The organism is Pseudomonas sp. PA-6-3C (assembly GCF_021605825.1).
Taxonomy (GTDB): Bacteria; Pseudomonadota; Gammaproteobacteria; order Pseudomonadales; family Pseudomonadaceae; genus Aquipseudomonas; species Aquipseudomonas edaphica.
The window spans coordinates 70,374-92,076 of sequence record NZ_WKDV01000006.1 but is presented as its reverse complement, the minus strand read 5'-3'; the positions used below and the strand labels follow the sequence as shown (position 1 = coordinate 92,076).

General features: G+C 60.1%; 18 protein-coding genes and 1 riboswitch. Of the genes, 10 read left to right on the top strand and 8 right to left on the bottom strand.

Going from position 1 to position 21,703, the window contains the following annotated elements; all coding sequences use genetic code 11:
• The 5 genes from cysM (at position 1) to GIW48_RS06370 (ending at position 6,217) form a co-directional block, all read left to right on the top strand.
• Positions 1–903 (top strand): cysteine synthase CysM, encoded by a 903-nt coding sequence (cysM, locus tag GIW48_RS06390; RefSeq protein WP_017134870.1) that lies wholly within the window; start codon positions 1–3, stop codon positions 901–903.
• On the top strand, positions 903–2,255 hold the full coding sequence (gene rlmD / locus GIW48_RS06385; RefSeq protein ID WP_236460371.1) for a 23S rRNA (uracil(1939)-C(5))-methyltransferase RlmD: 1,353 nt from the start codon (positions 903–905) through the stop codon (positions 2,253–2,255). The genes cysM and rlmD overlap by 1 nt, the downstream gene beginning before the upstream one ends.
• A 152-nt stretch (positions 2,256–2,407) precedes the next feature.
• Positions 2,408–4,651: a GTP diphosphokinase gene (relA, locus tag GIW48_RS06380; RefSeq protein WP_017134872.1), complete on the top strand. Its 2,244-nt coding sequence runs from the start codon at positions 2,408–2,410 to the stop codon at positions 4,649–4,651.
• A 161-nt stretch (positions 4,652–4,812) separates the two neighbouring features.
• Positions 4,813–5,646 carry a nucleoside triphosphate pyrophosphohydrolase gene (mazG, locus tag GIW48_RS06375; protein WP_236460372.1) on the top strand — a complete coding sequence of 278 codons (834 nt, stop codon included), beginning with the start codon at positions 4,813–4,815 and terminating at the stop codon, positions 5,644–5,646.
• Between the two features lie 25 nt (positions 5,647–5,671).
• On the top strand, positions 5,672–6,217 hold the full coding sequence (locus tag GIW48_RS06370) for a DUF2058 domain-containing protein (protein ID WP_017134874.1): 546 nt from the start codon (positions 5,672–5,674) through the stop codon (positions 6,215–6,217).
• 67 nt (positions 6,218–6,284) lie between these two features.
• Here GIW48_RS06370 and GIW48_RS06365 read toward each other — a convergent pair whose 3' ends face one another.
• The 7 genes from GIW48_RS06365 to purM form a co-directional block, all read right to left on the bottom strand.
• A complete protein-coding gene (locus GIW48_RS06365) occupies positions 6,285–8,405 on the bottom strand; it encodes a TonB-dependent receptor (RefSeq protein ID WP_099548854.1) in 2,121 nt (706 codons plus the stop codon).
• Entirely contained in the window at positions 8,402–9,628 is a 1,227-nt protein-coding gene (locus tag GIW48_RS06360; RefSeq protein ID WP_099548855.1) for an MFS transporter, read from the bottom strand. Before GIW48_RS06360 ends, GIW48_RS06365 begins: the two co-directional genes overlap by 4 nt.
• Complete coding sequence (locus tag GIW48_RS06355) at positions 9,618–11,543, bottom strand: IucA/IucC family protein (protein ID WP_236460373.1); 1,926 nt, start codon at positions 11,541–11,543, stop codon at positions 9,618–9,620. Before GIW48_RS06355 ends, GIW48_RS06360 begins: the two co-directional genes overlap by 11 nt.
• A 384-nt stretch (positions 11,544–11,927) precedes the next feature.
• Complete coding sequence (locus GIW48_RS06350; protein WP_017134878.1) at positions 11,928–12,116, bottom strand: hypothetical protein; 189 nt, start codon at positions 12,114–12,116, stop codon at positions 11,928–11,930.
• Positions 12,117–12,492: 376 nt separating this feature from the next.
• Positions 12,493–13,206 carry a DUF3108 domain-containing protein gene (locus GIW48_RS06345; RefSeq protein ID WP_017134879.1) on the bottom strand — a complete coding sequence of 238 codons (714 nt, stop codon included), beginning with the start codon at positions 13,204–13,206 and terminating at the stop codon, positions 12,493–12,495.
• Between the two features lie 8 nt (positions 13,207–13,214).
• Positions 13,215–13,865 carry a phosphoribosylglycinamide formyltransferase gene (gene purN / locus GIW48_RS06340; protein ID WP_017134880.1) on the bottom strand — a complete coding sequence of 217 codons (651 nt, stop codon included), beginning with the start codon at positions 13,863–13,865 and terminating at the stop codon, positions 13,215–13,217.
• Positions 13,865–14,923, bottom strand: a complete 1,059-nt coding sequence (purM, locus tag GIW48_RS06335; protein WP_017134881.1) for a phosphoribosylformylglycinamidine cyclo-ligase — start codon at positions 14,921–14,923, stop codon at positions 13,865–13,867. The genes purN and purM overlap by 1 nt, the downstream gene beginning before the upstream one ends.
• 355 nt (positions 14,924–15,278) lie before the next feature.
• Between purM and GIW48_RS06330 the strand changes: the two genes are divergently transcribed.
• From GIW48_RS06330 to GIW48_RS06310, 5 genes are all read left to right on the top strand, one after another.
• Positions 15,279–16,319 (top strand): DUF2066 domain-containing protein, encoded by a 1,041-nt coding sequence (locus GIW48_RS06330; protein WP_017134882.1) that lies wholly within the window; start codon positions 15,279–15,281, stop codon positions 16,317–16,319.
• Between the two features lie 53 nt (positions 16,320–16,372).
• The gene (locus GIW48_RS06325) at positions 16,373–17,446 is read left to right on the top strand and encodes an AI-2E family transporter (RefSeq protein WP_026013513.1); all 1,074 of its coding nucleotides are present in this window, start codon (positions 16,373–16,375) and stop codon (positions 17,444–17,446) included.
• A 203-nt stretch (positions 17,447–17,649) separates the two neighbouring features.
• A complete protein-coding gene (gene hda, locus GIW48_RS06320; protein WP_017134884.1) occupies positions 17,650–18,354 on the top strand; it encodes a DnaA regulatory inactivator Hda in 705 nt (234 codons plus the stop codon).
• Between the two features lie 213 nt (positions 18,355–18,567).
• Positions 18,568–19,212, top strand: a complete 645-nt coding sequence (locus tag GIW48_RS06315; protein WP_017134885.1) for a C40 family peptidase — start codon at positions 18,568–18,570, stop codon at positions 19,210–19,212.
• A 144-nt stretch (positions 19,213–19,356) separates the two neighbouring features.
• Positions 19,357–19,896, top strand: coding sequence for a C40 family peptidase (locus GIW48_RS06310; protein WP_017134887.1), 540 nt, complete (start codon positions 19,357–19,359; stop codon positions 19,894–19,896).
• 138 nt (positions 19,897–20,034) lie between these two features.
• Here GIW48_RS06310 and GIW48_RS06305 read toward each other — a convergent pair whose 3' ends face one another.
• Positions 20,035–21,348 carry a PQQ-dependent sugar dehydrogenase gene (locus GIW48_RS06305; protein WP_236460374.1) on the bottom strand — a complete coding sequence of 438 codons (1,314 nt, stop codon included), beginning with the start codon at positions 21,346–21,348 and terminating at the stop codon, positions 20,035–20,037.
• Between the two features lie 99 nt (positions 21,349–21,447).
• A riboswitch (cobalamin riboswitch) is annotated at positions 21,448–21,698 on the top strand.
• Positions 21,699–21,703: the final 5 nt, after the last annotated feature.

Sequence of the window (21,703 nt, the reverse complement as noted above, 5' to 3'; positions counted from 1 at the left end):
ATGACCTTGCAGTACCCTACAATCGCCGATTGCGTCGGCAACACGCCCCTGGTCCGCTTGCAACGCATGGCGGGTGAAACCAGCAATACCTTGCTGCTCAAGCTCGAAGGCAACAACCCGGCCGGTTCCGTCAAGGACCGCCCGGCGTTGTCGATGATCACCCGCGCCGAGCTGCGTGGGCAGATCAAGCCGGGCGACACCCTGATCGAAGCCACCTCGGGTAACACCGGCATCGCCCTGGCCATGGCCGCGGCGATCAAGGGTTACAAGATGGTCTTGATCATGCCCGACAACGGCAGTGCCGAGCGCAAGGCGGCGATGACCGCCTATGGCGCCCAACTCATCCTGGTCACCCAGGAAGAAGGCATGGAAGGCGCGCGTGACCTCGCTGAGCGCATGGCCGCCGAAGGCCGTGGCGTGGTGCTCGACCAGTTCGCCAACGGCGATAACCCCGAGGCACACTACACCAGCACCGGCCCGGAAATCTGGCGCCAGACCCAAGGCAGCATCACCCATTTCGTCAGTTCCATGGGCACCACCGGCACCATCATGGGTAACTCGCGCTACCTCAAGGAGCAGAACCCGGCGATCCAGATCGTCGGCCTGCAACCGATGGAAGGCGCGGCCATTCCCGGTATCCGTCGTTGGCCTGAAGAGTACCTGCCCAAGATCTACAACGCGACGCGCGTGGACCGCATCATCGACATGGCCCAACGTGAAGCCGAAGACACCACCCGCCGTCTGGCGCGTGAAGAAGGCATCTTCTGTGGCGTGTCCTCCGGTGGCGCTGTGGCCGGTATGTTGCGTCTGTCCAAAGAAGTTGAAAACGCGGTGATCGTCGCGATCATCTGTGACCGAGGCGACCGCTACCTGTCGACCGGCATCTTCGACGAACCCAACTGATGGCCAAGTACGAGAGAGGCCTGCGCTTTCAGCCGACGGGCGGCAGCCGCGCCCCGCAGATTCCGGTGGGCAAGAAGCAACGCCTGACCATCGAGCGCCTGGCTAACGATGGCCGCGGCATTGTGTTCTTTGAAGGCCGCACCTGGTTCGTTAATGGCGCGCTGGCCGGCGAAGAAGTCGAAGCGCGGGTGTTGGGCGCCCACGGCAAAATCGTCGAGGCGCGTACCGAGCGTGTGTTCAAGGCCAGCGAACTGCGTCGCCCGGCACCGTGCGCGCACTTCGGCCGCTGTGGCGGTTGCAGCGTGCAGCACCTGCCCCATGACGAACAACTTGCCCTGAAACAGCGCATGCTCGCCGAGCAACTGACCCGTGTGGCCGGTGTCGAACCGCAAGAGTGGGCGGCACCGTTGAGCGGGCCGGAGTTCGGCTACCGTCGCCGCGCCCGTGTGGCGGTGCGCTGGGATGCCAAGGCCAAACAGCTTGAGGTGGGTTTTCGCGCCGTGGCCAGCCAGGATATCGTCGCTATCGATGATTGCCCGGTGCTGGTACAAGCCTTGCAACCGATCATGCAGCGTTTGCCGAACATGCTGCGCCGCCTGAGCAAACCACAGGCGTTGGGGCATGTGGAGTTGTTCAGTGGTTCGTCAATTGCCGTGTTGCTGCGGCACATGGCGCCGCTGTCCGAAGCGGACCTGCAGGTATTGAAAGAATTTTGCACCTTCCATGACGCCCAATTGTGGCTGCATGGCGAGGGCCAGCCGGAGCCGGTAGAGCCGGGTCAGGCGCTTGGTTTTAGACTGGCGGCATGGGATCTGGAACTGGCTTACCGTCCGGGAGATTTTGTCCAGGTCAACGCCGGAGTCAACGATGCGATGGTCGCCCAGGCCCTGGAGTGGTTGGCGCCAAAGGCCGAAGAACGGGTGCTGGACCTGTTTTGCGGGCTGGGCAACTTTGCCCTGCCACTGGCCAAACAGGTGCGCGAAGTGGTGGCGGTAGAGGGCGTGCAAGCCATGGTCGAGCGGGCGGCGCAGAACGCCGTCAGCAACAATTTGCATAATGTGCAGTTTTTTCAGGCCGATCTGTCCCAGCCTTTGACCGACGCGGAGTGGGCCAAACAGGGCTTTTCTGCGGTACTCTTGGACCCACCCCGTGACGGTGCCCTGGAGGTTGTGCGCAAGCTCGCCACCCTGGGGGCCAAGCGCTTGGTGTATGTGTCCTGCAACCCGGCCACGCTGGCGCGGGACACGGTTGAGTTGGTCAAGCAAGGCTACCGGCTAAAACGTGCCGGGATCCTCGACATGTTTCCGCAAACAGCGCATGTCGAGGCCATGGCGTTATTTGAAGCGGGCTAGGATGCCCGTTTAATCCGACTGGCCTGTCGTCTCCTGGGCCGTGACCTGTCAGGGAGTGGTACCTAGCCTAATGGTTGCACCGCTAGGGTTACGCAGCAGGTCAGCGATGATTTTTGGCGCATCCAAGGTGCGTCGTAGGGAAGGTAAGCAAGATGGTACAGGTGAGAGCACACCAGCCGATCAACACCGACGGCAGTATCAATCTCGAGGCATGGCTGGATCATGCCGTCAGTGTCGACCCGGCACTGGACCGTGAAGCCTTGAAAGCAGCCTGCGAGTTCGCTCGTGAGTCTGAACAGCAAGACAATGCGGCCAAGAACCTGTGGGCCGAAGGCACTTCAAGCTTTCGCACCGGGTTGGAAATCGCCGAGATCCTCGCCGATCTCAAGCTGGACCAGGATTCGCTGATCGCCGCCGTGCTTTATCGTGGCGTGCGTGAAGGGCATATCCCGTTGCCGACGGTCAGCCAGCGTTTCGGCGCGGTGGTGGCCAAGCTGATCGACGGCGTGCTGCGCATGGCCGCCATCAGCGCCAGCCTCAGCCCGCGTCAGTCCATGGTGCTGGGCACCCAGGGCCAGGTCGAAAACCTGCGCAAAATGCTGGTGGCCATGGTCGACGACGTGCGCGTCGCGCTGATCAAGCTGGCCGAACGTACCTGCGCGATCCGTGCGGTGAAGACCGCCGACGACGAAAAGCGCAACCGCGTGGCCCGCGAGGTGTTCGACATCTACGCGCCGCTGGCGCACCGCTTGGGCATCGGCCATATCAAGTGGGAGCTGGAGGATTTGTCCTTCCGCTACCTCGAACCCGACCAATACAAACAAATTGCCACGCTGTTGCACGAGCGGCGGCTCGACCGTGAGCGCTTTATCACCGACGTGATGGGCCAGCTGCGTTCCGAGTTGCAAGCCACCGGCGTCGACGCCGACATCAGCGGCCGCGCCAAGCACATCTATTCCATTTGGCGCAAAATGCAGCGCAAGGGCCTGGCCTTCAGCCAGATCTACGACGTGCGCGCCGTGCGCGTACTGGTGCCGGAAATGCGCGACTGCTACACCGCGCTGGGCATCGTGCACACGTTGTGGCGGCACATCCCCAAGGAATTCGACGACTACATCGCCAACCCCAAGGAAAACGGCTATCGCTCGCTGCACACCGCCGTGATCGGCCCTGAGGGCAAGGTGCTGGAAGTGCAGATCCGCACCCACGCCATGCACGAAGAGGCCGAGCTTGGAGTTTGCGCGCACTGGCGTTACAAGGGCACGGACGTCAAGGCCGGGTCCAACCAGTACGAAGAGAAGATCTCCTGGTTGCGCCAAGTGCTGGAATGGCACGAAGAACTGGGCGATATCGGCGGCCTGGCCGAGCAGCTGCGGGTGGATATCGAGCCGGACCGGGTCTATATCTTCACCCCCGACGGCCACGCCATCGACTTGCCCAAGGGCGCCACGCCGCTGGACTTCGCCTATCGCGTACACACCGAAATCGGCCACAACTGCCGGGGCGCCAAGATCAACGGGCGCATCGTGCCGCTCAACTACAGCCTGCAAACCGGTGAACAGGTCGAGATCATCACCAGCAAGCACGGCACGCCGAGCCGCGACTGGCTGAACCCGAACCTGGGCTACATCACCACATCGCGGGCGCGGGCGAAGATCGTTCACTGGTTCAAGTTGCAGGCACGCGACCAGAACGTCGCGGCCGGGAAGACCTTGCTTGAACGCGAATTGGCGCGCCTGGGCCTGCCACAGGTGGACTTCGACAAATTGGCCGAAAAAGCCAACATGAAGATCGCCGAAGACATGTTCGCAGCCCTCGGTGCTGGCGACTTGCGCCTGGCGCAATTGGTCAATCTGGCCCAGCAACTGGTCGAGCCGGAGCGCGGCAGCGAGCAGTTGGAACTGATTCCGCGCAAAGCCACCGGCTACAAGCCTGGCAAGCGCGGCGATATCCAGATCCAGGGCGTGGGCAACCTGATGACGCAAATGGCCGGCTGCTGCCAGCCATTGCCGGGCGATGCCATCGTCGGCTACATCACCCAGGGGCGTGGCGTGAGCATTCACCGCCAGGATTGCGCCTCGGTGCTGCAACTGGGCGGGCGCGAGCCCGAGCGCATCATCCAGGTCAGTTGGGGCCCGGTGCCGGTGCTCACCTACCCGGTGGACATCATCATCCGTGCCTACGACCGTTCCGGTTTGCTGCGTGACGTGTCGCAAGTGCTGCTCAACGAGCGCATCAACGTGCTGGCGGTCAACACCCGCTCGAACAAAGAGGACAACACCGCGTTGATGTCCCTGACCATCGAGATCCCGGGGCTGGACGCGTTGGGGCGGTTGCTGGGGCGGATTTCCCAGTTGCCGAACATCATCGAGACTCGGCGTAATCGCACACCTTGATGCGGTCTGAAAATATCTGTGGGCTGCTTTCTGTGGGAGCCGGGCTTGCCCGCGATGCAGGCGACTCGGTCTGTCTGATAGACCGAGTCGAGGCTGTCGCAGGCAAGCCAGCTCCCACATTAGATCTTCAGCGGTTCCAGACAATGGGCAGAGATTGACCGATGTATTCACTTGAAGACCTGCTGCACCTGATGAATCGCCTGCGCGACCCGCAATACGGGTGCCCGTGGGACATCAAGCAAACCTACGCGACCATCGTGCCGCACACCCTTGAAGAAGCCTACGAGGTTGCCGATGCCATCGAGCGCGGCGACTTTGATCATCTGCAAGGCGAGTTGGGCGACCTGTTGTTCCAGGTGGTGTATTACAGCCAGCTGGCGCGGGAAGAAGGGCGCTTTGAATTTGCCGGGGTAATCGACAGCATTACGCGCAAGCTGGTTCGTCGCCATCCGCACGTATTCCCGACGGGTGATTTGTACGCGCCGCTGGATATTCCCCAGTTAAGCGAAGAACAGGTTAAAGAACGCTGGGAGCAGATCAAGGCCGAGGAGCGCGCAGAAAAATCCGACGCACCCGAGCAATTGTCCCTGCTCGATGACGTACCTGCGGCCTTGCCCGCGTTATCCCGCGCCGCCAAATTGCAAAAGCGCGCCAGCCAGGTAGGTTTCGACTGGCCGGCTGCCTTGCCGGTGGTCGACAACGTGCGTGAAGAGCTGGATGAAGTGCTCGAAGCCATGGCTGATAACGATTCGGTGGCGATCGCCGATGAGGTCGGTGACCTGTTGTTTGCGGCGGTCAACCTGGCCCGTCACCTCAAGGTCGACCCGGAAACCGCGCTGCGTGGCGCCAACGCCAAGTTCGAACGACGTTTCCGATTTATCGAACAGGCATTGCGCGATACGCACAAACCCATAGAAGATTGCACCCTCGAAGAGTTGGACGCCCTGTGGGGCAAAGCCAAACGCCAGGAAAAGAATGTGTCCAGCTGCGGTTGAGCAGTTGCCTAAGTGAGTAAGCACCATGAGCCTTTCCCTTCGCGACCAGTTGCTCAAAGCAGGTCTGGTCAACCAAAAGCAGGCCAAGCAGGTCGGCAAAGACAAACAGAAGCAGCAGCGCCTGGTCCACAAGGGCCAGATCGAGGCTGATGACACCCAGGCGCGCCTGGCCGCCGAAGCGCATGCCGAAAAGGTCAAGCGCGACCAGGAACTGAACCGCCAGCAGCAGGAAAAAGCCGAGGCCAAGGCCCGCACGGCTCAGGTTAAACAACTGATCGAAACCTCGCGCCTGCCCAAGCTGACTACCGAGGACTACTACAACTTCGTGGATGACAAGAAGGTCAAGCGCCTGTCGGTCAACACGTTGATGCGCAACAAACTGAGCAACGGCTCCCTGGCGATCGTGCACCACGGTGGCGGCTACGAGGTGATCCCGCGTGAAGCGGCGCTGAAGATCCAGGAGCGCGCACCAGAGCGTATCGTGCAGCTCAATATCCTCACCGAAAGCCAGGTGCCGGATGAGGACGATCCATACGCGGCCTACCAGATCCCGGATGATCTGATGTGGTAAGGCGTTAAAAACAACAAACCCCGCTCAAAAGGCGGGGTTTGTGTTTTTAACCTGCAGCTTCAGCCGATCACCAATCCACTGCATAACTCACGCTGAAGGTACGCCCTTCAGCGTTCGGGTACGGCGCACGGGCGTTGGCCTGGGCAAACATGTTCTGGTAATTGCGGTTACTGAGGTTGTAGATCGCGCCTTCCAGGCGACCGACTGGCAACCTGACCGAACCGAGCAGATCGACCAGCGTATAACCTTTGATATCGCGGCCGTTGTTGTCTTTGGCCGCGGCATCATAGTCGGCCAGTTGCATGCCTTGCAGGCGTAGGCTGTAGTCGCCACGGTCATAACCGACAAAGGCGGTGGTCTTGGCAGGCGAGATACGTGTGGCGGGCAGGTCGATCCATTTGCCGTTTTGCTGGGTCTCGCCTTTGGCGTAGGCGTACGTGCCGCCTACCGACCATTGATCGGTGACGTTGTAGGTCAGGCTGGTTTCGATGCCGCGCACGCGCTCTTTCTGGTTGATCAGGCGCAACACACGGTCATTGGCATCATAAAACTGGGTGACGTCCGAGGTGTTCTCATACGCGGTGACGTTGGCCAGCCACTTGTCCCAGTTGCCACGCCAGCCCAGCTCGTAACTGTCGACCTTGAGGGCTTGGGCGTTCAGGTCCTGGATGTCGTATTTGCTGTTGACGTCCCGCAGGAAGCGCTGGATATCCGGCAGGGAAAACCCCTGGCTGAAATTGACGAACACATCCTGGTTTTCATTCAGGTGGTACACCGCACCCAGGTTGTAGAGCGTGTCATCGTATTTGAGGGTGCCGCCCGGCAGTGTGGCGCGGTTGCCGGTCTGCACGATCTCGCCGTAGGCAATGCTGTCGGACACTTCGCTTTCGATCCACTCACGACGGATGCCGCCACGTAAGGTCCAGTCATCGATATCGTAGGACAGCTGACCAAAAATGGCTTTGGTGCTGGTTGCGATGTCCGGGCCCATCTCAAAGGTGGTGCCGGTCTTGGTATAGCTCAGGCCGTTGACCCGGTATTGGTCGCCGCGTTGGCGCGAGGTTTCATGGTCATAGTCGGCGCCCCAGACCAGATTACCGGTCGCCGAGCCGATGTCCGGCATTTGTGTATCAATCGCTGCCCGCACACCATAGACGTCTTGCACACTGTTGTTGTCGGACACCCCGGCACGACCGCGAGACAGGTCCGGGAAGAACAGTGCATCGGCACGCCGCCAGTAACTTTCGACCTGCAAGCCCTGGCCGTAGAAGTCCTTGTCGGCGTAATTGAGGTTGACCGCCTGGTTGTGGGTGAAGGGTTGGTCATCCAGGTCCAGGCCTTTTACCGCGACGGCAGTGCTGGTGATGCGTGGGTTCTTGGTGTAGCGGGTGTCCTGTTCATCTTTATAGTCTTGCAGCGACAGACTGATCTTCTTGTCGTCATCCAGCTCGTAGCCGAAGCGACCTTGCAGGTCGTAGGTGTCGGTGTCCATGTTGCTGCCCTGGGACGTGTCCTGGGGAATGCGTTTGCCGTTACCGTCGAACTGGTCGTTGCGTTGCACCGTATTGCCCGACACATACCAGTCCACCGGGCCTTTGCGGCCGGTGGCACTTTGGAAGGCTTCGTAGGAAAACCCCTTGTGGCTGAAATTGTTACCGGCGGTCATGCCGATCTTGCTGCTGAAGGCCAGGTCTTCGCCTTTGTTGCGCTTGGTAATGATGTTGATGATGCCGCCTGAGGCGCCGGCGCCGTAGACGCTGCTGGCGCCGGAAATCACTTCGATGCGCTCGATGCTTTCCGGTGCCACGCTGTTGAGCTGGCGGAAGTTGTCACGCGTGGCGTTCTGGGACACGCCATCAATCAGGATCAGCGTGTTGCGCCCGCGCAGCGTTTGGCCGAAGTTGCTCATGCCACCGCTGGAGGGTGCTATGCCCGGGACCAGTTGCCCGAGGATATCGGCAACCCGGCGTCCTGCTGCTGTCTGCTGGCGGATCTGTGCTTCGTCGATGACCTGCACCGAGCCTGGGATCGCGGCAATGCTGGTTTCACTGCGAGTGGCCGAAACGACCGTCGCCTGCAATTGCAGGTTGGTAGCCGCCGCTGGCGCGTCTTCAGGTTGATCGGCCCAGACAGGCGCGCTTATCGAACCGAGCAGGGGCAGCAGGACGGCCCATTGTGATTTGTTCATGATCTTGCCTTTGAGTTATTAGAAGTATTGACAGAAAAATCGGTAGTCTCAGGTGTTCGGGTGAACGAACGGATGGCGCGGATACCCAGGGCCGCCAAGGCATAGGTCAGTGCCACCAGCCAAAAGCTGTGCGCCAAGCCCACCATTGCCATGCCGACGCCACCCAACAGTGCACCGCACAACGCGCCACCTTTTGCGGCGCTATTGCCCAGGCCCAAGGCAAACCCTTGCTGGCTGGGTGCAACGGTGTTGGCGATCAACGTGTAGGCGACCGGCAGCAGCGCGCCTTGCCACACGCCCCACAGCAGCCGGCTGGCGAGGAACCCCAGCCATTCGCCGGCCATCGCCGTGAAGGCCAGCGTCAAGGCGCAAAACCACGTGACCCATTCGATGATGCGTAATGTTTGCGCCGCGGGGTGTCGGTCAAACAGGCGGCCCCACAGCGGCGCGGACAGCGCGAGCGTCAGTGCGCTGGCGGCGTAGCTGGCGCCGATCAGCCAGGCAGGAGCGTGTAGAACATCGGCGACGTACAGGGCATAAAACGGTTGGGGCATCATCTTGGCGGCCTGGATCAGCACGATGATGGCGAGCATTGCGCCGAGCCAGCCTTTGGGCAGTGCCGTAGGCGTTGAGGCGCGTACCGGTCTTGAGCGCGGCGCATCGCTGGGTAGAAACAGGCTGATCAGCGCGCACAGCAGGCAGACCGCCGTGGCGCTGTAGCACAGCAACGCGAAACCGGAAATATCCATCAGCCAGCCACCCAGCACCGGCCCGGCCAGCGAGCCCACGGCGGTGGCCGATTGCAACCGCGCCAGAATGTGCCCGCGCCCACCTTCGGCGCAGTACGCCAGCGCATAGGCTTGGGCTGCTGCAATAAAACCTGCCAGCGCACCTTGCGCCACGCGGATGACCACCAGCAGCCACGGGTCGGTGGTGACAGCGGCCAGCGCCTGGCATACCGCCAGGGCCAGCAGCGCGCGAATGATCATCGGCTTGTGGCCGGTACGATCACCCAGGCGCCCCCACATTGGCGTGAGGATCATCGCCGCCATCATCGGCCCGGCATACACCAGCGACGACAGCAGGCCGGTGTACTGGGCGTTGGCAACGCCCAGCAGTTTCTGGATCTGCAACGGCCAGAAGGGGCCGCTCATCTCCATGGCGCCCATCGACACCAACTGAATCACCACCAACAGGCGCAATGCAGTGTTGTTAGCCGACATTGGCGGCAGTGCTCAGCGGGTTCGGCAGGCGTCCGACGATATCGGCGTGGCTTTCCATCAGGCGCATGCGCATAAACGACTTGGCTGGCCAGTCCTGCTCCAGCAGCGCGGCACGTTCGGTCTGCCAACGTTGGGGTTCGACCTGGCTGCGCAAATTATCGAAACACTCGCGGACCTGGGCTGACAGCTCGTCCCACAGCAGCCCCTCCGGAATATCGAAATGGCGCGCACTGAGCAATACCAGTTCGCCCAAGTGACACATGAACACGGTGTGCAGCAACTTGTCGCGCACGAAGCCGGCATCGTCGTACAAGGTCATCTTCGGGTCGTGCAGTTCGATGTCCAGACCATGGGCATGCAAGGTCTTGCGGTCGATGCGGATATCACCGAAATCACGCAGCAACAGGCGGTTTGCTTGCCCGTTTGTGCCCATGACCATAAAGGAGTTCTGCTGATGGGCCTCGAAGGCCACGCCATAACGCAAGTACATGCCCAGCAGTGCCGGCACTGCAATCGATGCATAGTCTTTAAAAAACGCCTGCATGGCCTGCGCGTCATCAGCGCCTTTGCTCAGGCGTACCCACTGCTTGAGCAAGGGGTGCCCATGCTGATCAATGGCAAACAGGCTGCCTACCGGAATGGCCATTTCGCCCGGTTCGAGCAGGCTCTGCGGGTTGTCACGGTACAGGACGGCCAGGTGCCGGGAGTGCTCGTCATTGGCAGGTTGTGGTTGGAAATGCACGCCGAGTCGTTCGGGCACGATGCTCAGGATTTTTTGAATGTGTGGCTCGCGTGCCAGGATGGTTTGCAGTAAATGGCTGATCCGTGGCCCCATGCGCGCGGAGCGTGGCGACACTGTGCGCTGCACACTGGTCAAGCGCAGCGACACGGGAAGTTTAACCATTGGCGCGTCGCACCGGCCTTCAGGCAACACGGTCCTGAATGACATGGTGGGGTGGGCGGTGAACGCGACGATGTCGCTCAGCACCAGCAGCCTGTCACCGATTTCATTGGCGAACAGTTGCGGCAGCTCTTGGCGAGCTTGCCAAGGGTGAGCGGGCATCGGCAGGTAGTCGCCAGCCTCAAGGCCTTGAGCGCTTAAGTGCGCTGTCAGTTGGCGGGCGGCCTGCGGGAAGTGGTTTTGCCACCACTGCCAGTAATCTGCAGTACCGGCCAGGCTTTCGACATGGGCGAACTGGCGGTGCAGCGCGCAGAGCAATACCGGAAAGCGCGCCTCGAACTCCGGCGAGAATTCAATCACCTGCTCTGTACCCAAGCCCAACTTCGTCTTGTAGTTGGGGTGCCATGGATGGCCCAAGGTGCCCCACTGCTCGAGTACTGATGTCGGGTTGGAAACGCTTGGGTTGTTCTTGAGGTAGCTGAGCAAATTGTTTTGATGCGCGGGGGCCATTGCGGCGTGCAGCTCGAGGGTCCACTGCTCGTGGAAGGCGAGGCACAGCGTATCGTTGATAAAGCTGTCGTCTATCTCCCGGTTGAGGCGGCTCAAGACGTCTGGGGCGGCAGATGATTCGAGGCTGCTGTTGAGTAATGTCAGCAACTGCGAGGGGAATCGGATTTTTTGTTCGGGCTGGCCAGCGCGCAGGACACTCACCGTGCCGCGCAAATCCCAGCTGGCCATGCGGCCTGGGCGCAGGTGATCAAAACATAGGCGGGTGTGGTCGGGTAGCTCCAGCCAGCAGCGATTGTGTTCGTCATAAGTGCGTGTGGTGGGGTTGAGCAGGCCTTCACGGAACAGGGCTTGGATCAGGCGCTGGAAGCTGCGTTCGGCGGCAGGTGCGAGGGTATCGATCAGGGCATCAAGCGTGACGTGCTTAGCCAGGAATTGGCGAGTGGAGAGTGCTTCACCCCAGCGTTCCAGCAGTAGTTTTTCCGGTGTGGCGACCTGTCCGTGCATCAAATCGAACTCCTTATCCGTAGGGCTGAGTGAAAAGCGAACGGATACTATCGAGAATCATTACCAAATGTCTATTTGTTGTTACGCTTTTTGCGGAAACGATTATTCAGGGGCGAAAGGAGGGCGGTTCGAAGCCGGAGAGAGCGACCATGCAGGTCTGGAATCAGGGTTGAAGGGGCTAAGTCAGGCTGGTTCAGTGTCTTTGAGGTGACTTGTAGTACGAAGCCTGGGGTTCTGTAGGGTGTATCTGCTTTCATGCGGTCGTGGCAGAACACAGGAAAACGGTGGCTGTTAGAAACGAAAAACCCCGCTCAAAGGCGGGGTTTTTGTGTGTAGGCACACCAGCTGCTGTGTGGGGCTGGGTGACTGGCAGATTTCAGAGTTTCAGGAGCCTTCAGCCTGGCGTTTCATCTCAAGAGATTCGAGCTCGTTTTTATAATTGTGGGCTTCGTTCTCGTTGTGGAACATGCCGACCAGTTGGTCTTGTTGATGTACATCCCAGATGTGAATCCCATGGCCCAGTGCTTCGTGGGACATGTGTGCATCGTCGCGTTCAGTTACTTTTACAGTCATCTGCTTGCTCCAATCTCTGGTTGATCTGCGGCAAGTCGTCGCAGGTCTCTTTTATATGTTTTGTTAGCTTGCTAAGTAAACCGATTTTGCGCGCAACTATTTATTGCAGGAAATGCAACAGTGCTGCAGGCCACGCAAATCGCGACATTGCGTCGCAGGGTGCTGAGTTTTATGACAAAAGTTTCATGTTCGGATGGGCTTAAAGTCTTGTGGTGACCGTGTTGGCCCTATCGCAGGCAAGCCAGCTCCCACATTTGAAATGCATTCACCTGTGGGAGCTGGCTTGCCTGCGATAGCGGTAGTGGTTTCAACACAAAACCTCCAGGCGAAAAAAAGCCCCGCATTCAGCGAGGCTCTTTTTAATCACATCACGGTATCAGCTACCTTTGATAGCCTGGCCATCAACGGTACCGTCCTGCAGCATGATGTTGTATTCCTTGCCGTCGGTTTCCACCTGGCGCAAGGCTACCAAAATGCCGCCCAGGTCCTTGGCAAACCACATCTGGGTGATGCGCTTGCTTTGCGTCGGGTCACGTACACGTTCAACCTTGATCGCATCGATGGCGCCGACCTTGGTCTGGACTTTTTCCGGGCCGATCACGCGGAAGTCGTAGGTGTCGGTGTCGGTGCCTTCAACGACGATGTAGCTCATGCTCTTCTTGCCGGCCGCCACATCGCGTTGCAGTGCCAACTGGTAAGTCGACTTGTCGAGCATGCCGCTTTGCAGGGCGACGTTGACCGGGTCTTTGTTTTCAAAGCCGGTGACTTTCTTGGCCGTCTGGTCGAAGTCCAGGTTGATCTTCTTCGACTTACCCAGGCCGCCACGTTCGAAGCTGTAGCTCACGGGCTGCAGGGCATCTTTGTCGAGACGGATAACACTGGTCTCGGTGAGGCTGGCGATCATCATGGACGCCTTGAAATTCAAGGTCCACGAGCCATTGTCATTCTTGACCAGGCTGCGCTCGGCCGAGCCGCTCATGGGCAACTGCTTCCAGTCGGCGGTGTAGCTGGCGGAGAACGGGTGAAGGTCTGCTGCTTGCACAGCGGGCAAGGCGAACAGCGCAAAAGCGAAGAGCAGGGCGCGACGCATAAAATCTCCTAGGTTCGAATCAAGTGGCCGCTGGCCGCGAGTAACTGACCGTCCAATAATGCACCCTGTTCGCCGAGAATCAATCGTCCCTCGGCAAACCAGCGAACAGCCAGCGGGTAAATCCTGTGTTCCTGGGTGTGAACCCGTTGCGCAAGTGTCTGCGCCGAATCTGCAGACTCTACCGGAACCACTGCCTGTACGACCAGAGGCCCGCCATCGAGTTCCTCGGTGACAAAGTGCACGCTGCAGCCATGCTCCGTGTCGCCGGCCTCAAGGGCGCGTTGGTGTGTGTGTAACCCTTTGTATTTGGGCAGCAGGGACGGGTGAATATTGAGCAGGCGCCCTTGGTAGTGCCGCACGAAATCGGCGCTGAGGATGCGCATGAAACCGGCAAGCACCACGAGTTTGGGATTGAAGGCGTCGATCAGTTCGATCAAGGCGCTGTCGAAGGCCTCGCGACCTTCGAAAGCCTTGTGATCCAGGGAGCGGGTGTCGATACCCGCGTCCCTGGCGCGTTGCAGGCCGTAGGCGTCGCTGCGGTTGGAGATCACCGCAGCGATGCGCACCGGGCTATCGCCGGTGCGCGTGCTGTCGATCAGGGCCTGCAAGTTACTGCCGGTGCCGGAGAGCAGCACCACGACATCACAGGTCTCAGGCATCAGTGAGCCTTGAGGTTCTTCAGTTCAACCTGGGCCGCGCCTTCTGGAGCGGTTGCGATCTGGCCGATAACCCAAGGCTGCTCGCCCGCTTCACGCAGTACGTTCAGCGCGGTTTCAACGTGCTCTTGAGCCACGCAGATAACCATGCCTACGCCGCAGTTCAGCACGCGGTGCATTTCGGTTTCGTTGACATTGCCTTGCGCTTGCAGCCAGTCGAACACGGCAGGACGCGTCCAGCTTGCCACGTCGACAATCGCCTGTGCGCCTTTAGGCAGCACGCGCGGGATGTTGTCCAGCAGGCCACCACCGGTGATGTGGGCCATGGCTTTGACGGCGCCGGTGTCCTTGATCAGCTTGAGCAAAGGCTTCACGTAGATGCGGGTCGGGGCCATCAGCAGGTCGGTCAGCGGCTGGCCGTCGAGCTGGGTATTCTCGATGTCGGCGCCGGACACTTCGATGATCTTGCGGATCAGCGAGTAGCCGTTGGAGTGCGGGCCGGACGATGGCAGGGCGAGCAGGGCGTCACCGGCTGCGACTTTGGAACCGTCGATGATTTCAGCTTTTTCGACAACACCGACGCAGAAACCGGCCAGGTCGTAGTCTTCGCCTTCGTACATGCCTGGCATTTCAGCGGTTTCGCCGCCGACCAGAGAGCAACCCGACAGCTCGCAGCCGGCGCCGATGCCGGTGACCACTTGAGCAGCGGTGTCCACGTTCAGCTTGCCGGTGGCGTAGTAGTCGAGGAAGAACAGCGGCTCTGCGCCACACACCACCAGGTCGTTGACGCACATGGCAACCAGGTCAATACCGATGGTGTCGTGCTTGTTCAGGTTCAGCGCCAGGCGCAGCTTGGTGCCCACGCCGTCGGTGCCGGACACCAGCACAGGCTGCTTGTAGCCGGCCGGGATTTCGCAGAGGGCGCCAAAACCGCCCAGGCCGCCCATGACTTCGGGGCGCGCAGTGCGCTTGGCGACGCTCTTGATGCGTTCGACCAATGCTTCACCGGCGTCGATGTCTACACCGGCGTCCTTGTAGCTCAGGGAGGGTTGCTTGCTCATGATCCAGGCCTTTAGGGGGGATTTCTGGGTAACGACCGAGCCGGCAGGCGCTTTTGGTAAAAGGCCCAGCCGCTGACGGTCTGCGAAGGCGCGCGATTTTATCAGGCTTGAGGGGCAGCGGCCATCCTCGGGCCGACGGGCAGGGCCATATAGGTTAAAAAAGCCGGTTAAAAAAATGCTAAACGTGCCGGTAATGGCGTGTATTAAGGTATAGCCTTTAACCCGCTATCGTTATGACAGTACAAAAACTGCCATGACCCTGTGAATGTTTTACCGGCTGCTGTGGTCACAGCCTTGCCAAGCCGAGTTCGCGCGGTCTGTTCCAGCCGCTAAATTTGTCGTTCGGGAATCTTCCATGCGTCTGTGTAATTTCTTCTTTGTAGGCTGCTTGTCGTTGGTCAGCCTGGCGAGTCATGCCGAAACCCTCAATGGCCTTTATCAAGTACTTGAACCGGTTGCCAGCCAGTCGCCCCAAGAGCGTGACCAGGCCACCCAGCGCGCCGTGCAAACCCTGGTGATCCGCCTGACCGGCGATGCCAAGGCTGCCGATGGCCCAGGCCTGGCGGCGATCCGCAAAGACCCGCAGCAAATCATCAGCCAATACGGCTACGACGCCGGCCCGCCGGAAAGCCTGCAAGTTGACTTCGACCCTGTGAGCACTGATCGCGCATTGCGTGAGGCCGGCTTGTCGATCTGGGGCAGCAATCGGCCGTCGATCCTCGGCTGGTGGCTCAACGATTCTACTGACGGCAGCAGCCTGGTCGGTGATGGCCAGGCGATAGCCGGTGCACTGCGTCGTGCCGCGCAACACCGCGGCTTGCCGTTGCGTTTGCCCTTGGGTGACTTGGATGAGCAGGTCGTCGCCACTGCACCGAATCTGGAAAGTGCCGATGCCACGCCCTTGCGCGCCGCCTCCGAACGCTACGGCGCCGACGCGTTGCTGGCCGTGCACGCGCGCCAGGAAGGCAGCCAGTGGCAGGCCAAATGGCGCCTGTGGCTGGGCGACAAAAGCGAGCAGGGCACCGCCCAGGGCGCTGACACTGGCGCGGTGGCCGATGCCGTGATGTTGGCGGTCAGTCAAAAACTGGCACCGCGTTTTGCCGTCAAACCAGGTGTGAGCACCGAACAGCTGCTCGAAGTGCAGGGCATGAATCTGGAGCGCTATGCCGCCTTGGGCCATCTGCTCGAACCCTTTGGCGCTCAGCCACAGCGGGTGGATGGCAATCGCATTGTGTATCGGGTCAACGGCAGTGCCGATCAGTTGCGCACTCAGTTGAGCCTGGCCAAGTTGCAGGAAGTGCCTGCGGGCGAAGCGCCGGTTCAACCGCCGGTGGCCGATGGTACGCAGCCGCCGGCTGCCCCGGAGCCCCAGGCGCAGTTACGTTTTCGTTGGTAGGTGATCTTCCTTCTATATAGATAGAAGGAAACAAATGATAGATGGAGTGGTTTATGGCGGATACGCGTCGTTGGGTGTGGCTTGGTGGGGTTGTCCTGCTGTGCGTTTTTGTGTTCTTGCTGCATTCGATCCTGACGCCGTTCCTGGTGGCGTTGCTGCTCGCCTACCTGTTCGATCCCGTGGTGGATCGACTGGAGAAAATCGGCATGTCGCGCACCTGGGGTGTGGTGACGGTGTTTGCGCTGTTCACATTGATTATCACGGTGCTGGTGTTGGTGTTGGTGCCGATGCTGGCCAAGCAGCTGTTCCGTCTCTATGAGCTGGCGCCGCAAATGCTCGACTGGTTGCAGCACACGGCGATGCCGTGGGCTCAGGCCAAGCTGGGGCTGGCGGATGGCTTCTGGAAGTTCGACAAGGTCAAGGCCGCGATCAGTGAGCATATGGGCCAGACCACCGACATTGTCGGTGTGGTGCTCAGCCAGGCCACGGCCTCCAGCCTTGCATTGATCGGCTGGCTGACCAACCTGGTGCTGATCCCGGTGGTGGCGTTCTACCTGCTGCGTGACTGGGACATCATGATGGCCAAGATCCGCAGCCTGCTGCCACGCAATAACGAAGAGCGCATCGTTTCCCTGGCACAAGAGTGCCATGAGGTGCTCGGCGCGTTTGTACGCGGTCAGTTGCTGGTAATGCTGGCGCTGGGGATCATCTATGCCGCCGGCTTGATGGCGATTGGTTTGGAGCTGGGACTGTTGATCGGCTTGATCGCCGGCTTGGCCGCCATCGTGCCGTACATGGGCTTTGTGATTGGCATCGGCGCCGCGCTGGTGGCCGGGCTGTTCCAGTTTGGCGGCGACCTGTACCCGATGCTTGGGATCGTGGCGGTATTCATGGTCGGCCAGGCTTTGGAAGGCATGGTACTGACGCCGTTGCTGGTGGGTGACCGCATTGGCTTGCACCCGGTAGCGGTGATCTTTGCGATCCTGGCGGGTGGTGAGCTGTTTGGCTTTACTGGCATCTTGCTTGCGCTGCCGGTGGCGGCGGTGATCATGGTGTTGGTGCGTCACGTCCATGATCTATATAAGGATTCGGATGCGTATACCGGGGTTGAAGACCCGGACCTGTAACCGTTTCGCAACAAACCCGGCCTAAGCCGGGTTTGTTGTTTCTGGGGCGGGGTGTCAAACAAATTGCGCAAATCGCCCCAAGTTAACGCAAACCTTTGATTTTGCTTGTGGTCTGCTGCATTGTGCGCCCGGCTTCACGGGTATAAACTTTGCAAACTTTACACAGAGGCCACTAACGGTTCGTTTGGAGCCGTTCAGTCAGCATGAAACCGATTCAGCTGCCCTTGGGTGTGCGTCTGCGTGACGACGCCACCTTTATCAATTACTACCCAGGCGCCAATGCCGCTGCACTCGGCTATGTCGAGCGACTCTGCGAAGCCGACGCCGGGTGGACTGAAAGCCTGATCTATCTGTGGGGCAAACACGGCGTGGGGCGTACCCACCTGTTGCAGGCCGCGTGCCTGCGCTTCGAGCAGATGGGCGAGCCGGCGGTTTACTTGCCGCTGGCTGAGCTGATGGACCGTGGCATCGGCATCTTCGACCACCTTGAGCAATACGAACTGGTGTGTCTGGATGACCTGCAGGCCATCGCCGGCAAGGCAGATTGGGAAGAGGCGCTGTTTCACCTGTTCAACCGCCTGCGTGACAGCGGCCGGCGCTTGTTGATTGCTGCGTCCACCTCGCCGCGTGAGCTGCCGGTGAAACTGGCTGATCTCAAGTCACGCCTGACCCTGGCGCTCATCTTTCAAATGCGCCCACTCTCCGACGAAGACAAGCTGCGTGCCCTGCAATTGCGTGCATCGCGTCGTGGCCTGCACCTGACCGATGAGGTCGGGCACTTTATCCTTACCCGTGGCACCCGCAGCATGAGCGCGTTGTTCGATTTGCTCGAACAGCTCGATCAGGCCTCGCTGCAGGCCCAGCGCAAGCTGACCATTCCGTTTCTCAAGGAAACCCTCGGCTGGTAGCCAGCCCTTGTCCAGTGGGGTTTTCGGCAACTTCCAGGCGCCAGAAAACCTGCGTTTGGGCCGGTTTGGCCACGCAACAGGCATGAATAGGGTGTTAAGGGCTTAGATGTCATAGTCCAAACCAGAAGTCACATAGATCACGATTGAATTTGCAAATCGATGTGATAGAGGGCATAGTCTCGACTTCTTTACACATCAGCCACGGTCGTGCCCATGCTAAATCGCTTTGCACCCCTCGTGCCTCTCGCACTCGTTACCCTGTTGTTTGGTTGCGCCACCCACACTCAAAACGTGGCTGAGCAGCAAAAACCACAGGTTCAAAATCAGGCAAAGTTCGTTGCAGCGCAGTCTTCTACTGTCTATGAAGAAGCTCTTTATAAAGAAGAGCAGGCTACTGAGAAAGAACTGGCTGCCTTCGCCGGCAACAAGCCTTACCAGCTTCCCGTTCTGGCCGACAGCATCCTCGAACGCGGCATGTCCCTGATCGGTACCCGTTACCGTTTCGGCGGTACCTCTGAAGCCGGTTTCGACTGCAGCGGCTTTATCGGCTACCTGTTCCGTGAAGAAGCCGGCATGAACTTGCCACGCTCGACACGCGAAATGATCAACGTGGATGCACCGTTGGTCGCACGCAACAACCTCAAGCCCGGTGATCTGCTTTTCTTTAGTACGGCAGGCCGTGGTCGTGTAAGCCACGCCGGTATCTACTTGGGCGATAACCAGTTTATCCACTCCAGCAGCCGTCGCAGTGGCGGTGTTCGAGTCGACAACCTGGGTGACAGCTACTGGAGCAAAACCTTCATCGAAGCCAAGCGCGCCCTCGCCATGGCCCCGACTACGGTTACCGCTAGTAAGTAAAGTTAAAGTGATACTTGAAGTTTGACGCGTAAGCGCTAGAATCCCTGGACATTGTTGTAATCCGTTCGCGCGAGCTTTGCTTGCGCGTTCTGGTTTTCAGCGTTCGGCAGCGAAAGCCGCATCCAGATCAGGATTGTTCTGCCCATGTCGACCTCAGCCCGCCTCATTCTTCTTGTTTGCGCCGCGCTCCTCAGCGCCTGCGCAAGCCGTCCACCGCCGCCTGCGCCTGTCGCGGTCAAGCCCAGGCCGGTGTTCAACTATTCGACCCAAAATTTCTCGCCAGCTGCCGAAGACGTGCTCTTCCGTGCGCTGGGCCTGGTCGGCACGCCTTACCGTTGGGGCGGCAACACCCCGGACTCCGGGTTCGATTGCAGCGGCCTGATCGGCTTTGTGTACCGTGACGCCGCCGGCATCAGCCTGCCGCGCACCACCCGCGAACTGATCGTGATGCGCGCTCAGGATGTGAGCGAGAACAACCTGCAAACCGGCGACTTGATCTTCTTCGCCACCGGTGGCGGCTCGCGGGTAAGCCACGCAGGTATCTACGTGGGTGAGGGGCGATTCGTACATGCCCCGCAAACGGGCGGTACGGTGAAGTTGGACACCTTGTCCAAGGCCTATTGGCAGAATGCCTACCTGAGCGCCAAGCGCGTGTTGCCGGCAAGCCTGGCGCGTAATCCTTAAGCCACTCGGGCCCAAGTGTCTGAGCCGGCTTGTGTGGGAGCTGGCTTGCCTGCGATTCAGGCGGCTCGGTCTGTCAGTTAAACCGAGGCGATTCCATCGCAGGCAAGCCAGCTCCCACATGGGCCCCATACAAGGCAGTTACTTAACCGCCGACACCCGCCACACCTTATTCCCCACATCATCGGCCACCAGCAAATCCCCTTGCTGATCAATCACCACGCCCACCGGCCGGCCCATGGCTTTTTCGTCTTTATTGAGAAACCCGGTCAGCACGTCCACCGGCTGCCCCTTGGGTTGCCCACCCTCGAACGGCACGAAGATCACCTTGTAGCCACTGTGCGGTTTGCGGTTCCACGAACCATGCTGGCCAATAAAAGCGCCGTTGCTGAACTGTGCCGGGAGTTTACTGCCCTCGGCAAACGTCAACCCAAGGGACGCGGTATGCGGCCCCACGGCATAGTCCGGGGCGATGGCCTTGGCGACCAGGTCGGGGTTTTGCGGTGAGACCCGCACGTCCACATGTTGGCCGTAGTAACTGAAGGGCCAGCCATAAAACGCGCCATCCTTGACCGAGGTGATGTAGTCCGGCACCAGGTCGCTGCCGATTTCATCGCGCTCGTTGACCGCCGTCCACAGCTTGCCGCTCTGCGGTTCCCAGGCCATGCCATTGGGGTTGCGCAAACCGGAGGCAAAGATACGGTGCTGGCCCGTGGCGCGGTCGACCTCCCAGATCGCCGCTCGGCCTTCCTCCGCCGCCAGGCCGTTCTCACCGACATTGCTGTTGGAGCCGACACTCACATACAACTTGCTGCCGTCCTTGCTGGCCACCACATTTTTGGTCCAGTGGTGGTTGATACTGCCGCCCGGCAGGTCGACCACCTTGGTACCGGCCTCCTTGATCGCGGTTTCACCCGGCTGGTAAGGGAAGCGCAGCAGCTTGTCCGAATCGGCGACGTACAGGTCGTTACCCACCAGGGTCATGCCAAACGGTGAATTGAGGTTCTCCAGAAACACCGTGCGCGTCTCGGCCACGCCATCATGGTCGGCATCGCGCAGCAGTGTGATGCGGTTCGGGCTCGGCACGCCCGCGCCCGCGCGGCCCATGACCTTCTCCATCACCCAGCCACGAATGCCCGTGGCGTCATCCGGTTTGGGTGGCGAATTGGTTTCGGCTACCAGCACATCCCCGTTAGGCAAAACGTAGAGCCAGCGCGGGTGATCCAGGCCTTCGGCAAATGCCGCTACTTGAGTCCCGGCAGCGGCTGTCGGCTTGGCACCCTCCGGCCAGCCGATCGCCGGGGCGATGTTTACGGTGGGGATCAGGGTTTTGTTCGGCTCCGGCAGCTTGGGCGATGGCCCGGTGCCGTCCGAGACCTGCAGGGTAGAGCTTTCACCGCAGGCGGCGAGGGTGCCTGCCAGCATGATCAGTAAGGCGAGTCTGGTTTTGTACATGGTTTTCTCCTTAATACCTGTAAAGGTAGAGAAGCGCGGCAGTCGGATGGTTCAAGTGCAAGGCCAGCTTTAATTGACGCTCCACCCCCAACCCACTAACCTTCGCGGCTTGTTCCAGGTGCTCTGTGGCCCATGTGCCGACAGAGTGAAACAGGGAAGCCGGTGAGTGAGCGCGTTTGTACACAGCGCAGCCGCAATTCCGGCGCTGCCCCCGCAACGGTAAATGAGTCAAAACGGTGCCTTTTGCCACTGTATCCGCGTGATATGGGAAGGCGCGCCGTTGGCCTGCTCGCGCTATCAGCAGAGCGCCACTCATGAGCCCGGAGACCGGCCTGGATCATCCAACAGCATCACG